Origin of the sequence: Streptomyces sp. NPDC004126, assembly GCF_050275515.1 — a bacterium.
Taxonomy (GTDB): domain Bacteria; phylum Actinomycetota; class Actinomycetes; order Streptomycetales; family Streptomycetaceae; genus Streptomyces.
Window position 1 is genome coordinate 49,853 of the sequence record NZ_JBNNPF010000029.1, and the last position, 13,846, is coordinate 63,698.

General features: G+C 73.6%; 8 protein-coding genes. 7 read left to right on the forward strand and 1 reads right to left on the reverse strand.

Annotation, left to right across the window (positions count from 1 at the left end; genetic code table 11):
• Positions 1-335: 335 nt before the first annotated feature.
• The gene (gabT, locus tag ACQKM2_RS25480) at positions 336-1,670 is read right to left on the reverse strand and encodes a 4-aminobutyrate--2-oxoglutarate transaminase (protein WP_427713613.1); all 1,335 of its coding nucleotides are present in this window, start codon (positions 1,668-1,670) and stop codon (positions 336-338) included.
• 217 nt (positions 1,671-1,887) lie between these two features.
• Here gabT and ACQKM2_RS25485 point away from each other — a divergent pair, with 217 nt between their 5' ends.
• The 7 genes from ACQKM2_RS25485 to ACQKM2_RS25515 all read left to right on the forward strand — a co-directional run bounded on the left by ACQKM2_RS25485 (position 1,888) and on the right by ACQKM2_RS25515 (position 13,837).
• Positions 1,888-4,266 (forward strand): ATP/GTP-binding protein, encoded by a 2,379-nt coding sequence (locus tag ACQKM2_RS25485; RefSeq protein WP_427713614.1) that lies wholly within the window; start codon positions 1,888-1,890, stop codon positions 4,264-4,266.
• Between the two features lie 145 nt (positions 4,267-4,411).
• Positions 4,412-5,992 (forward strand): PucR family transcriptional regulator, encoded by a 1,581-nt coding sequence (locus tag ACQKM2_RS25490; protein WP_427713617.1) that lies wholly within the window; start codon positions 4,412-4,414, stop codon positions 5,990-5,992.
• Between the two features lie 267 nt (positions 5,993-6,259).
• Positions 6,260-7,705, forward strand: a complete 1,446-nt coding sequence (locus tag ACQKM2_RS25495) for an aldehyde dehydrogenase family protein (protein WP_427713619.1) — start codon at positions 6,260-6,262, stop codon at positions 7,703-7,705.
• 191 nt (positions 7,706-7,896) lie between these two features.
• On the forward strand, positions 7,897-9,846 hold the full coding sequence (locus ACQKM2_RS25500) for an acyl-CoA dehydrogenase family protein (RefSeq protein ID WP_427713621.1): 1,950 nt from the start codon (positions 7,897-7,899) through the stop codon (positions 9,844-9,846).
• A gap of 98 nt (positions 9,847-9,944) precedes the next feature.
• Positions 9,945-11,264, forward strand: a complete 1,320-nt coding sequence (locus ACQKM2_RS25505; RefSeq protein WP_427713624.1) for a hypothetical protein — start codon at positions 9,945-9,947, stop codon at positions 11,262-11,264.
• Positions 11,265-11,276: 12 nt separating this feature from the next.
• Positions 11,277-12,539 carry a 1-deoxy-D-xylulose-5-phosphate reductoisomerase gene (dxr, locus tag ACQKM2_RS25510; RefSeq protein WP_427713626.1) on the forward strand — a complete coding sequence of 421 codons (1,263 nt, stop codon included), beginning with the start codon at positions 11,277-11,279 and terminating at the stop codon, positions 12,537-12,539.
• The gene (locus tag ACQKM2_RS25515) at positions 12,536-13,837 is read left to right on the forward strand and encodes a M50 family metallopeptidase (RefSeq protein WP_427713629.1); all 1,302 of its coding nucleotides are present in this window, start codon (positions 12,536-12,538) and stop codon (positions 13,835-13,837) included. The genes dxr and ACQKM2_RS25515 overlap by 4 nt, the downstream gene beginning before the upstream one ends.
• Positions 13,838-13,846 lie beyond the last annotated feature (9 nt).

The window sequence follows — 13,846 nt, forward strand, 5'->3', positions numbered from 1 at the left end:
AACAGGGGGGGTGGTTCCGGGGCGGCCGCCCGGATCGGGTTGCCGTGCGCCCCGGGGGGTTTGGGGCGGACGGCCGTCCGATCTGAGAGGAGTGTGCGCGAACGCATGACCAGTACGGCGCTGGGGAAGCCCGGTACCGGTGTCGCCCCCGGTGGCCCGGGAACGGTCTGTCTCACTCATCTGCAGAAACCGTACGCCAGCGAAAGGGGGACCGACAGCGGGAACGCGCTCCCGCCATCGGCCCCCCACACCTTCTTCACAGCGCCCGACCGTTACCGGTGGTAGTGGGCGGGCGCTGCGTTCAAGCGTTCCAGTCCTTCGAACTGGACGTTCGGTCAGATGCCCGCGAACGCGGCCTCGATGACGTCCAGGCCCTCGTTCAGGAGGTCCTCGCCGATGACGATCGGCGGGAGGAAGCGGAGCACGTTGCCGTAGGTGCCGCAGGTGAGGACGATGACGCCCTCGGCGTGGCAGGCCTTGGCCAGGGCGCCGGCCGCCTCCGGGTTCGGGGTCTTGGACTCCGGGTCCTTGACCAGCTCGATGGCGATCATGGCGCCGCGGCCGCGGATGTCGCCGATGATCTCGTACTTCTCCTGCATCGCGGACAGGCGCGACTTCATGATGGACTCGATCTTCTTCGCCTTGGCGTTGAGGTCGAGCTCCTTCATCGTCTCGATGGAGCCCAGCGCACCGGCGCAGGCCACCGGGTTGCCGCCGTAGGTGCCGCCCAGGCCGCCCGCGTGCGGGGCGTCCATGATCTCGGCGCGGCCGGTCACCGCGGCCAGCGGCAGACCGCCGGCGATGCCCTTGGCGGTGGTGATCAGGTCCGGGACGATGCCCTCGTCCTCACACGCGAACCACTGGCCGGTGCGGCAGAAGCCGGACTGGATCTCGTCCGCGACGAAGACGATGCCGTTGTCGTTGGCGAACTTCACGATCGCCGGCAGGAAGCCCTTGGCCGGCTCGATGAAGCCGCCCTCGCCGAGGACCGGCTCGATGATGATCGCGGCGACGTTCTCGGCGCCGATCTGCTTGGTGATCTGGTCGATCGCCTGGGCGGCGGCCTCGGGGCCGCAGTTCTCGGCGCCCGTGGGCCAGCGGTAGCCGTAGGCGACCGGGACGCGGTAGACCTCGGGGGCGAACGGGCCGAAGCCCTGCTTGTACGGCATGTTCTTCGCCGTCAGCGCCATCGTGAGGTTGGTGCGGCCGTGGTAGCCGTGGTCGAAGACCACGACGGCCTGGCGCTTGGTGTACGCACGGGCGATCTTGACGGCGTTCTCGACGGCCTCGGCGCCCGAGTTGAACAGGGCCGACTTCTTGGCGTGGTCACCCGGGGTCAGCTCGGCCAGCGCCTCGCAGACCTCGACGTAGCCCTCGTACGGCGTGACCATGAAGCAGGTGTGGGTGAAGTCGGCGAGCTGCGCGGTGGCGCGGCGCACGACGGCCTCGGCGGAACCGCCGACCGAGGTCACGGCGATGCCGGAACCGAAGTCGATCATGCGGTTGCCGTCGACGTCCTCCAGGATGCCGCCGTCCAGGCGCTTCGTGAAGACGGGGAGCACCGAGCCCACGCCGCCGGCCACCGTGCCGAGACGGCGGGCCTGCAGCTCCTGCGACTTGGGGCCGGGGATCGCGGTGACGAGCTTGCGCTCCTGCGGGACAGCGGTCATGGAGGGCTCCTGGGGGGTGTTTTCGGACGCACTTGTGTCTTTGTCCGCAGGCTAGGCCCGGGGGAGGGGGTAAGGCATGCTCCGTTCGGGAGTGGTGCCCGCGTGTCCTTGTCCGTGACGGCCATAGGAAGGAACCGGCGCGTGTCCCGCGGATCGCCTGACCGGGCACTAGATTGAGCGCCGCGGCGCGTTGGAACGGGCAGGGGGCAGGGGTTTCATGAACACCGAGGGCACGCACGACGGACAGTCGACCCGCGAGGGCCACGTCCCCCGGCCGGCGGGCCCGCCGCCACCCCTCGGCACCCCGTCGAAGCCGCAGCACGCACCGGCGGTCGGCACACCCTTCACGGACTGGCTCCGCACCCCGCGGCCGCCGGCCGATCCGGGCACCTGGCGGTTCGGGCACGTGCCGCGCGCCGAGAAGGAGCCCGAGCAGGCATCCGACCGGTCCCTGCTCCGCGGCGCCGCCCTCTCGGCCTTCGCATGTGTGCTCATCTGGACGGTGATGCGCAACGGCTACCTCCCGTACTGGAGCGCGCCGCTGAAGCTCACCCCGCGCGATTGGTGGGACCCGTTCACCGGCGACCCCGTAAAGGGGACCGGCGGTGACGTGGCCCAGCCGCTCTACGAGCTCCTTTTCGACGCCGCCCTCCTCTACGGATTCGGGCGCCTGGGTGCCTGGAGGACGGCGTGGCGGCGTGTGGTCGTCGCGCGCGGCCGGATGGTCCAGGCAGGGGTGGCAGCCGCCGTCTGCCTGATCACGCTCTGGCTGGTGGCAGAGCTGTCAGTGCCGCTCAGACTTGTCGTGTACCCGTTCCTGCCCCTCGTCCCCGGCGACCAGAACGGCAACCAGCCCATCATGGCCCGGGCGGACACGGTCATCTCCATACTGATCGTGCTCGCCTTCCTGTGGCCCGCGCTGCACCGTCCCGCCGCCTCCGCCGCACCGGCGTCCCGGCGCTCCCGGTCCGCCGGACCGAGCCCGGTCGAGCCAGGCTCGTCCGCCGAACCCGCCGACTGGCCCGAGGTGCGCGCGGCGGGACTGGTCGGGGCGGCCGAGCGGCTCGGGGCCGAGGTCGGGGGCGGGCGGATGAATGATGTCGACTTCGCGCGGATCCGGCGGGCCTGGGAGTCCGTGCGGGCCGACCCGACCCGGCTGAGGGCCTTCGACGACGCCGTGAGGGACAAGGGCGCCGGCGCCTGCGTGCACCCCTCCGGCGACCGAGACCTGCCGGTCCGCGCCGCCCGGCACGACCTGCTCACCCGCCAGGTGCTCCTCGGCACCGTCGAGGACGGCGAGCGCAACCCCTACGCCCGCCGCGGCACCGGCCTCGCCCTCGACCCCGGCGTGCTCGGGACCTCCCTGCTGGCCGTCGGCCCCTCCGGCACCGGCAAGACCGCCCGCCTCGTGCGGCCCGTCGTCGAGTCGCTCGCCCTCCAGGCACTGGCCGGGCAGGCCGCCGTCGTCGCCGTCGGCGCGGCCGGCTCCCGGCTCGGCCCCGACGACGCCTACGACATCGTCGTCCGCGTCGGCGACCCCGCCTCCGTCCACGACCTCGACCTCTACGGCGGCACCGCCGACCCCGACGAGGCCGCCGGCCTCCTCGCCGAGGCCTTCGTCGGAGACGTCCCCGGCATCGACGTACGCCGGGCCGCGACCACCCTCGCCCAGCTGATCGGCCCCTTCCGCGAGGCCTACGGCCGCTTCCCCGCCGTACCCGAACTGCGCGAGCTCCTCGACGGCGTGCCCTCCGCCCTCACCTCGCTCCGCCAGGCCCTGGAGGGCACCGGCCGGCAGGCCATGCTCCGCGAGCTCGACGCGCGCCTGCGCCAGCAGGGGGCCCCCGGCGACCCCGGCCCGGCCCTCGCCGACCGCGCCGCCCTGCTCGACCGGCCGGCGTTCAGCGGCTTCTTCGACGTCGGGGCCGTCGTCGGCGGCTCCGAGCGGCGCGGGCGCCCCTTCTCGCTGCGCGCCCTCGAACACCCCGTCCGGGTCCGCGTCGACCTCCCCGAGCGCGCGCACGCCGACGCCTCCCGGATGCTGGCCCGGCTGCTCCTCGCCCAGTTCAACGCCGCCGCCGCGGCCCGCGCCGACCGCTCGCTGTTCGCCTTCCTCGCCCTCGACGACGCCTCGCACACCCTGACCCCGGAGACCGTCCGCGGCGTGCAGCGGCTGCGGTCGGCCAACGCCGGCGTCCTGCTGACCCTGCGCACCCTGGACGACGTACCGGAAGCCCTGCGCACGCCGCTGCTGGGCGCGGTCGGCTGCCGGATGGCCTTCTCCGGGGTCACCACCTGGGACGGGCAGCGCTTCGCCGAGGCCTGGGGCACCGAGTGGGTCGAGACCCGGGACGTCACCCACCGGACGGTCTTCGCCGACCAGCCGCTCACCCGGGCCATCCACGCCTTCCGCAAGCTGGTCACCGGCAAGGCCGTGACCACCGACGCCGTCACCGTGCGCCAGGTCGAGCGCGAGCGCTGGTCCGCCTCCGAGCTGGCCCACGCCGTTCCCCCCGGCTGCGCGGTGCTGTCGCTGACCTCCGTCCGGGGAGAACGGGCCGCTCCGCTGCTGCTGAGGCTGTCGGGAACCGGCTGAGGACCGGCCGCGGACCGTTCGCGAACCGTCCACGGACCGGCTGAGAGGACCCGTACGGGGTGGCAGAATCGAAAGGGGCCGTTCATACGGCATGGCGAAAACCCGTGCCGGTCCCCCCTCTCCCGCCCTCCCCGTCTGGAAACCGATGCCGCTCACCCTCGCCTCGCTCGTCCAGCACTCGGCGCTGAAGCTCACCGTCCGGGCCGGGGAGGACCGCCTCGACACCCCCGTGCGGTGGGCGCACGTCAGCGAGCTCGCCGACCCCGTCCCGTACATGGAGGGCGGCGAGCTGCTGCTCGTCACCGCGATGAAGCTGGACGCCGACGACCGCGAGGAGATGCGCCGCTACGTGCGCCGGCTGGCCGCCGCCGGGGTCGTCGGCATCGGCTTCGCCGTCGGGGTCAACTACGAGGCCATCCCCGAAGCGCTGCTCCAGGCCGCCCGCGAGGAGGACCTGCCGCTGCTGGAGGTGCCCCGGCGGACCCCGTTCCTCGCCATCAGCAAGGCCGTCTCCGCCGCCCTGGCCGCCGACCAGTACCGGGCCGTCACCGCCGGCTTCGAGGCGCAGCGGGAGCTGACCCGGGCCGCGCTCTCCGCCGACGGTCCCGCCGACCTGCTGGCGAAGCTGGCGGCCCACGTGCACGGCTGGGCCGCGCTGTACGACACCTCCGGCGCCGTGGTCGCCGCCGCCCCCGACTGGGCGGCGCGCCGGGCCGCCCGGCTCACCCCCGACGTGGAGCGGCTGCGGGAGCGGCCCGCGCCGGCCAGCGCGGTGGTGGGCGGCGCGGAGGACCGGGTCGAGCTCCAGTCCCTCGGCACCGGGCGGCGCGCCCGGGGCGCCCTCGCCGTGGGGACGGCGGCCCCGCTGGGCACCGCCGAGCGGTACGCGGTGCACTCCGCCGTCGCGCTGCTGACCCTGACCACCGAGCGCTCCCGGTCGCTGCACGACGCGGAGTCCCGGCTGGGCGCGGCCGTGCTGCGGATGCTGCTGGAGGGGGAGCCCGAGCACGCCCGGGCCGTGGCCGGGGACCTGTACGGGGCACTGCTGGAGTCGCCGTTCCGGATCGTCGTCGCCGAGCCGGCGCTGTCGGGGACGGCCCAGCCGGAGGGGCTGGCGCTGCTGGCCGACGCGGTCGAGTCGGCGGCGGCGCGGACCGGGGAGGCGCTGCTGGTGGTCCCCGAGCCGGGCCGGCTGGTGGTGCTGGCCGCCGACGGGGGCTCGGCGGTGCAGGCGTGCGCGGACCACGCGGAGGCCCTGGAGTCCCGGCGCGGCCGGGAGGCGGCCGGGCCGGAGCCCGACGAACTGGTGGTCGGCCTGTCGGCGGCGGCCGGCCCGACCGGGGTGGCGGCCGCCTTCAAGCAGGCCGACCAGGCCCTCGCCGTGGCCCGGCGGCGGGGGCGGGCGCTGGTCGAGCACGAGGACCTCGCGGCGGGGTCGGTCCTGCCGCTGCTCGCCGACGACGCGGTGCGCGCCTTCGCGGACGGCACCCTGCGGGCCCTGCGGGAGCACGACGCGACCGGCCGGGGCGACCTGGTGGCCTCCCTCCAGGCGTGGCTCTCCCGCCACGGGCAGTGGGACGCCGCCGCCGCCGACCTCGGCGTGCACCGGCACACCCTGCGCTACCGGATGAAGCGCGTCGAGGAGATCCTCGGCCGCTCCCTGGACGACCCGGACGTCCGCATGGAGCTGTGGCTCGCGCTGAAGGCCAGCCCGGCATCTTCTTGACGCACCCCTCGCACCCCTCGGTGCCGGGGCGCTTCCCGGGCTCAAGCGCCGGCCGAGGCCCGCTGCACGGCGCCACGAGGCCCGCACCCCAGAGTGCTGCACGGCCGGAAAACGTCGGGGGCGCACCTGCACGCGGCGGCCGCGACAGTGACAAAGCGGCGCAGGTCTGCGGGGAGGTTCTCCAACGCGGCTAAACACCGAAAGCTCGGCGGCGTCCTACCTTGGTGGAGACAAGACCACCGCACAAACCGAAGGGCCGGGATTCGCATGACTTCCACCCACGCCTTCTGGCTCGCCGGCCGCCAGGCCACCGGCGAGGACAGCTTCGACGTCCACAACCCGTGGGACGGCCGGCTGGTCGGCACTGTGAGCGTGCCCACCGACGCCCAGGTCGAAGAGGCCGTGGCCGCGGCGTACGCCGTGACGGCGGAGTTCTCCGCGACCCCCGCCCACGTACGTGCCGCTGCCCTGGACCACGTGTCCAAGCGGCTCGCCGAGCGCACCGAGGAGATCGCCCAGCTGATCTCCGCCGAGAACGGCAAGCCCGTCAAGTGGGCGCGCGGTGAGGTCGGCCGTGCGGTGTCCGTGTTCCGCTTCGCCGCCGAAGAGGCCCGCCGCTTCAACGGCGGAGAGGCCCAGCGCCTGGACACCGACGCCGGTGGCGTCGGCCGCCTGGCCCTGACCCGCCGCTTCGTCAAGGGCCCGGTCCTCGGCATCGCGCCGTTCAACTTCCCGCTGAACCTGTGCGCCCACAAGGTGGCCCCGGCCATCGCCGTCGGCGCGCCGATCATCCTGAAGCCGGCCCCGGCCACCCCGCTCTCCGGCCTGATCCTCGGCGAGCTGCTCGCCGAGACCGACCTGCCGGCCGGCTCCTGGTCCGTGCTGCCCGTCGCCAACGACAAGATGCCGGCCCTGGTCAAGGACGACCGCCTCCCGGTCATCTCCTTCACCGGCTCCGACACCGTCGGCTACGCCATCCAGCAGTCGGTGCCCCACAAGCACTGCACCCTGGAGCTCGGCGGCAACGCCGCGGCCGTGGTCCTCGCCGACTGGTCCTCCGAGGCCGACCTCGACTGGGCCGCGACCCGTATCGCGACCTTCTCGAACTACCAGGCCGGCCAGTCCTGCATCTCCGTGCAGCGCGTGATCGCCGACGCCTCCGTCTACGACCGCCTCGTCGAGAAGGTCGTCGCGAAGGTCCAGGCCCAGGTCACCGGCGACCCCGGCGACGACGCCACCGACGTCGGCCCGCTGGTCTCCGAGGACGCCGCCAAGCGCGTCGAGTCCTGGGTGGACGAGGCCGTCTCCGCCGGCGCCAAGCTGCTCACGGGCGGCAAGCGCGACGGCGCCACGGTCGAGCCGACCGTCCTCGCCGAGGTCCCGGCCGGCGTGAAGCTCGCCACCGAGGAGGTCTTCGGCCCGGTCCTGACGATCACCAAGGTCGAGAACACCGACGAGGCCTTCGCCGCCGTCAACGAGTCGAAGTTCGGCCTGCAGACCGGCGTCTTCACCCGCGACGTCCAGGTCGCCTTCCGCGCCCACCGCGAGCTCGAGGTCGGCGGTGTGATCATCGGCGACGCGCCGTCCTACCGCGCCGACCAGATGCCGTACGGCGGCGTCAAGCAGTCCGGCGTGGGCCGCGAGGGCGTCCGCTACGCGATGGACGACTACACGTACGAGCGCGTCCTGGTCCTCACGGGCCTCGACATCTGACCGACTCGTACGGTCACAGACCGACGGCCGGAGCCTACTGTGCGGGGGCTCCGGCCGTCCCCCTTTTCCGGACGCGTTCGCGGGCGTCCCCCTTTTGCAGGCGCCCGTATTTTCCCGGGCGCCCGCAGCGGGTACGACTGACAGGTAGCACCGATCGGTAGGTCCCCCGATGCGGCGAGGTGAGTACCCGGATGTCGGCAACACGGCCCGTACAGCCCAAGGTGACCGAGCGCGAGGCGCGGCAGGTCGCGGAAGCGGCCCGCGAGCAGGACTGGCGCAAACCCAGCTTCGCCAAGGAGCTCTTCCTCGGCCGCTTCAGGCTCGACCTGATCCACCCCCACCCGACCCCCGCCGACGAGGACGTCCGGCGCGGCGAGGCCTTCCTGGCCCGGCTGCGGGACTTCTGCGAGCGCGAGATCGACGGGCAGCGCATCGAGCGCGAGGCCCGGATCCCCGATGAGACCGTACGCGGGCTCAAGGAACTCGGCGCCCTCGGCATGAAGATCGGCACCGAGTACGGGGGCCTCGGCCTCACCCAGGTCTACTACAACAAGGCGCTCGCCCTCGTCGGCTCCGTCAGCCCCGCCATCGGCGCCCTGCTCTCCGCCCACCAGTCGATCGGCGTGCCGCAGCCGCTGAAGATGTTCGGCACCAAGGAGCAGAAGGACGCCTACCTGCCGCGCTGCGCCACCACCGCGATCAGCGCCTTCCTGCTCACCGAACCGGACGTGGGCTCCGACCCGGCGCGGCTGGCCACCACCGCCGTGCCCGACCCGGAGGACGACGGCACGTACGTCCTCGACGGGGTCAAGCTGTGGACCACCAACGGGGTGGTCGCCGACCTGCTCGTGGTCATGGCCCGGGTCCCGAAGTCCGAGGGGCACCGCGGCGGGATCACCGCCTTCGTCGTCGAGGCGGACTCGCCCGGCATCACCGTCGAGCACCGCAACGCCTTCATGGGCCTGCGCGGCCTGGAGAACGGCGTCACCCGCTTCCACCGGGTCCGGGTGCCCGCCGCCCAGCGCATCGGCGCGGAGGGAGCCGGGCTCAAGATCGCGCTGACCACCCTGAACACCGGCCGGCTGTCCCTGCCCGCCATGTGCGTCGGCGCCGGCAAGTGGTGCCTGAAGATCGCCCGCGAATGGTCCGGGGTACGTGAGCAGTGGGGCCGCCCCGTCGCCCGGCACGAGGCCGTCGGCGCCAAGATCTCCTTCATCGCCGCCACCACCTTCGCCCTGGAGGCCGTGGTCGACCTCGCCTCCCAGATGGCCGACGAGGACCGCAACGACATCCGCATCGAAGCCGCTCTCGCCAAGCTCTACGGCTCCGAGATGGCCTGCCTGATGGCCGACGAGCTGGTCCAGATCCGCGGCGGACGCGGCTTCGAGACCGCCGAATCGCTGGCCGCCCGCGGCGAGCGGGCCGTGCCCGCCGAGCAGCTCCTGCGCGACCTGCGCATCAACCGGATCTTCGAGGGCTCCACCGAGATCATGCACCTGCTGATCGCCCGCGAGGCCGTCGACGCCCACCTCTCCGTCGCCGGCGACCTCATCGACCCCGAGAAGGCCCTCGGCGACAAGGCGAAGGCCGGAGCCCGCGCGGCCGGCTTCTACGCCCGCTGGCTGCCCAGGCTCGCCACCGGCCCCGGCCAGGTCCCCGGCACCTACCGAGAGTTCCACCCGGCCGGCCACCCCGACCTCGCCACCCACCTGCGCTACGTCGAGCGGGGCGCCCGCAAACTCGCCCGCTCGACCTTCTACGCCATGTCCCGCTGGCAGGGCCGCATGGAGACCAAGCAGGGCTTCCTCGGCCGGATCGTCGACATCGGCGCCGAACTCTTCGCGATGAGCGCGGCCTGCGTGCGCGCCGAGCACCTGCGCGAGAGCGGCGACCACGGCCGTGAGGCCTACCAGCTCGCCGACGCCTTCTGCCGGCAGTCCCGGCTGCGCGTCGAGGAGCTCTTCGGCCGCCTCTGGGCCAACACCGACGACCTCGACCGCAAGGTCGTCCAGGGGGTCCTCGGCGGCACCTACACCTGGCTGGAGGAAGGCGTCATCGACCCCTCCGGGGACGGCCCCTGGATCGCGGACGCCGCCCCCGGCCCGTCCACCCGCAAAAACGTTCACCGTCCCCTGCGCTGACCTGCCATCATCGGCAGCAGATCGGACGGATGTACGAGTACGGGCGCACGGGCACCAGCACCGGCGGTTCCGGCACGAGCGCGAGGCGGGCGAGGACGATGGCGACGGCCGAGGAGGACCGGGCCTGCCGGCGGCTGGCCTGGTGCGTGGCGCACCTGCTGCGCCACGCACCGCACCACGTGGTGGCCGACCTGATCGACCGCCTCGACGGGCCCACCCGCAAGTACCTGTGCCGCGACCAGTGGCTGCCCGCCGCCGCCGTCACCCTCCTGCTGCGCCACGGCACCGACGCCGACCGGCACTACATCGCCCGCAACCCGCACGTCGTCGGCCGCCCGCTGCCCGGCCTGCCCGGCCCCGCGCGGTACGCCGCCCGGCCGGGGCCCTCGCCCGAACTGCTCGCCGAGACCGGCCCCGGCCCCCTCACCCCCGACGAGCTGATCCGCCTGCTGCGCCGGCACGGCCGCCGCCCCCGGATCCCGCTCACCCTGCTCCGCATGCCGCACCTCCTCGACCTCCACGACCCCGAACCGCTGCTGCGCGCCCACGCCCGCGCCCCGCTCCCGGCCGGCGCCGTCGAGGCGCTGCTGCTCGCGGGCGGACTGCCCCGGCAGGCGTGCCGCGCACTGCTCGACGCGCGCACGGGGGACACGTACGGCCGCCACTGGTACCGGCCCGCCGTCCGAGCCGTCCGGATGGGCCTGCTGACCTGCGACGAGCTCGTCGCGTACGCCGCCCCCGCGGCCCGCACCCTGCTCCTGGGCCACCTCCCCGCCACCCGCGGGCTGCGCTGGACCCTGCCCGAACAGGCCGAGATGCAGTCGGCCGTGCACCGCGCCCTGCGCCCCGCACTCGGTGACGACCCCCGGCTGTGGGCCGAACTGGGCCGCCGGGCCCCCGCCTTCCGCGGCACCCTGCCCGAACTGGCGGCCGCGCTGGCCGCGGGCACCCCGGCCGCGCCCGGCGACGTGCGCCACGACCCGGCGCTCGCCCGCGCCGTCCGCCACCTCGCCCCGGACCCGGCCCCCGCCGATCCGGCCGGCGCGTGGGAGCGCGAGCTGGCCCTGGTGAGCCTGGCCGTGCCGATGGACACGGCGGCCGAGGACGTCCGCTGGGTCCGCGACTGCCTGGACCGGGGCCTGCTCACCGGCGCCGACGTCGTCCGGCACAAGGTCCCCGCCTGCTGGGCGCTCGACGAGGACCAGTGGCTCGGCGACACCGGCCACCCCGACCGCCACGACCGCCCCGCCGCCGTGCTCGCCGCCCGCGCCGAGGCCGACCGGCTCTTCGACGCGGCCCTCGGCGACGACCCCCGGGCCTGGTGGCGCGCCGCCCGGGCGCTCCCCGACTTCGCCGGAACCCTGCCCGAACTCCTGGCCCGGGTCACGGACGGGGACTCCGTGTCCAAGCGCCCCTGAGTTGCGGCAACAATGGGGGGCATGAGCGACAGTCCAGCCCCCCTCGCCGACCCGCACCTCCTCTTCGACGCCGCGGCCGGCCGCCGGGACATCGTCATCCTCGGGTCGACCGGGTCCATCGGCACCCAGGCCATCGACCTCGCCCTGCGCAACCCGGACCGGTTCCGGGTCACCGCGCTGTCCGCCGCCGGCGGGCGCGTCGACCTGCTGGCCGAGCAGGCCCGCACGCTCCGGGTCCGGACCGTGGCCGTCGCCCGCGAGGACGCCGTACCGGCCCTGAAGGAGGCGCTGGGCGAGCAGTACGGCGCCGGCGAGCCGCTGCCCGAGATCCTGGCCGGGCCCGACGCGGCGGCCGAACTCGCCGCGTCCGACTGCCACACCGTCCTGAACGGCATCACCGGCTCCATCGGCCTCGCCCCCACCCTCGCGGCACTGCGGGCGGGCCGCACCCTCGCCCTGGCCAACAAGGAGTCGCTGATCGTCGGCGGCCCGCTGGTCAAGGCCCTCGCGCAGCCCGGCCAGATCATCCCCGTGGACTCCGAGCACGCGGCCCTGTTCCAGGCCCTCGCCGCCGGCACCCGCGCCGACGTCCGCAGGCTCGTGGTGACCGCCTCCGGCGGCCCCTTCCGCGGCCGCACCCGCGCCGAGCTGGCCTCCGTCACCGTCGAGGACGCCCTCGCGCACCCCACCTGGGCCATGGGCCCGGTCATCACCGTCAACTCGGCGACCCTGGTCAACAAGGGGCTGGAGGTCATCGAGGCGCACCTGCTCTACGACATCCCCTTCGACCGCATCGAGGTCGTGGTCCACCCGCAGTCCTACGTGCACTCCATGGTCGAGTTCACGGACGGCTCCACCCTCGCCCAGGCCACCCCGCCGGACATGCGCGGCCCCATCGCGATCGGCCTCGGCTGGCCCCAGCGGGTCCCGGACGCCTCCCGCTCCTTCGACTGGACCAAGGCCTCCACCTGGGAGTTCTTCCCGCTCGACACCGAGGCCTTCCCCTCCGTCGGCCTCGCCCGGCACGTCGGCACCCTGGGCGGCACCGCCCCCGCCGTCTTCAACGCGGCGAACGAGGAGTGCGTGGACGCCTTCCTGGCCGGCCGGATGCCGTTCACAGGAATCATGGATACGGTCTCGGCAGTGGTCGACGAGCACGGAACGCCCGCGTCGGGAACTTCCCTGACGGTGGCGGACGTCCTCGAAGCGGAGACCTGGGCCAGGGCCCGGGCACGGGAGATGGCGGCGCGGGCCGCCGTGGAGGCGGGCGCATGACCTTGCTGCTGACCCTGATCGGCGTACTCGTCTTCGTCGTCGGGCTGCTCTTCTCGATCGCCTGGCACGAGCTCGGCCACCTTTCCACGGCCAAGCTCTTCGGCATCCGCGTGCCCCAGTACATGGTCGGCTTCGGCAAGACCATCTGGTCGCGCAAGAAGGGCGAGACCGAGTACGGGATCAAGGCCATCCCGATGGGCGGCTACATCCGCATGATCGGGATGTTCCCGCCCGGCGAGGACGGCAAGGTCACCGCCCGCTCCACCTCGCCCTTCCGGTCGATGATCGAGGACGCCCGCTCGGCGGCCTACGAGGAGCTCCAGCCCGGCGACGAGACGCGGCTCTTCTACACGCGCAAGCCCTGGAAGCGCGTGATCGTGATGTTTGCGGGCCCCTTCATGAACCTGGTGCTCGCCCTCGCGCTGTTCTTCGGCGTCTGGATGACCTTCGGCATCAACCGGACCACCACCCAGATCGCCGGCGTCTCGCCCTGCGTCATCCAGCAGAGCGAGAAGCGCGAGGTCTGCAAGGACGGCGACCCGGTGGCCCCCGCCAAGAAGGCGGGCCTGCGGGCCGACGACCGGATCGTCGCCTTCAACGGCAAGAAGGTGGCCGACTGGTCCGCCCTCCAGAAGCGGATCCGCGACACCGTCGGCCCCGCCACCGTCACCGTCGTGCGCGACGGGCAGCAGCTCACCATCCCCGTCGACCTGATCGCCAACCAGGTCGCCAAGACCGACGGCCACGGCGGCTACGTCAAGGGCGAGTACGTCACCGCCGGCTGGCTCGGCTTCAGCCCCAAGAGCGAGATCGCCGCCCTGTCCTTCGGCGAGTCCGTCGACCACATGGCCGAGATCGTCGACAGCAGCGTGCAGGGCCTCGTCAAGCTGCCCGCCAAGATCCCCGCCCTCTGGAACGCGGCCTTCGGCGGCGCCGAGCGCGAGGCCGACTCCCCGATGGGCATCGTCGGAGCGGCCCGGATGAGCGGCGACATCGCCGCCCTGGACCTGCCCAGCGAGCAGAAGATGTCGATCCTGCTCAACGTGCTCGGCATGTTCAACCTGTCGCTGTTCCTGTTCAACATGCTGCCCCTGCTGCCCCTGGACGGCGGGCACATCGCCGGCGCCCTGTGGGAGTCCCTGCGCCGCACCGTGGCCAAGGTCTTCCGGCGCGCCGACCCCGGCCCCTTCGACGTGGCGAAGCTGATGCCCGCCGCGTACGTGGTCGCCGGCGTCTTCGTCTGCTTCACCCTGCTGGTGCTCGTCGCGGACGTGGTCAACCCGATCAAGATCACCTAGTCGTACGGG

Coding starts and splice junctions, on each gene's coding strand:
- ACQKM2_RS25500 (WP_427713621.1), top strand. CDS start 7,897: ATGTCGGCAACACGGCCCGTACAGCCCAAGGTGACCGAGCGCGAGGCG.
- ACQKM2_RS25505 (WP_427713624.1), top strand. CDS start 9,945: ATGGCGACGGCCGAGGAGGACCGGGCCTGCCGGCGGCTGGCCTGGTGC.
- ACQKM2_RS25490 (WP_427713617.1), top strand. CDS start 4,412: ATGCCGCTCACCCTCGCCTCGCTCGTCCAGCACTCGGCGCTGAAGCTC.
- ACQKM2_RS25495 (WP_427713619.1), top strand. CDS start 6,260: ATGACTTCCACCCACGCCTTCTGGCTCGCCGGCCGCCAGGCCACCGGC.
- ACQKM2_RS25485 (WP_427713614.1), top strand. CDS start 1,888: ATGAACACCGAGGGCACGCACGACGGACAGTCGACCCGCGAGGGCCAC.
- gabT (WP_427713613.1), bottom strand. CDS start 1,670: ATGACCGCTGTCCCGCAGGAGCGCAAGCTCGTCACCGCGATCCCCGGC.
- ACQKM2_RS25515 (WP_427713629.1), top strand. CDS start 12,536: ATGACCTTGCTGCTGACCCTGATCGGCGTACTCGTCTTCGTCGTCGGG.
- dxr (WP_427713626.1), top strand. CDS start 11,277: ATGGGGGGCATGAGCGACAGTCCAGCCCCCCTCGCCGACCCGCACCTC.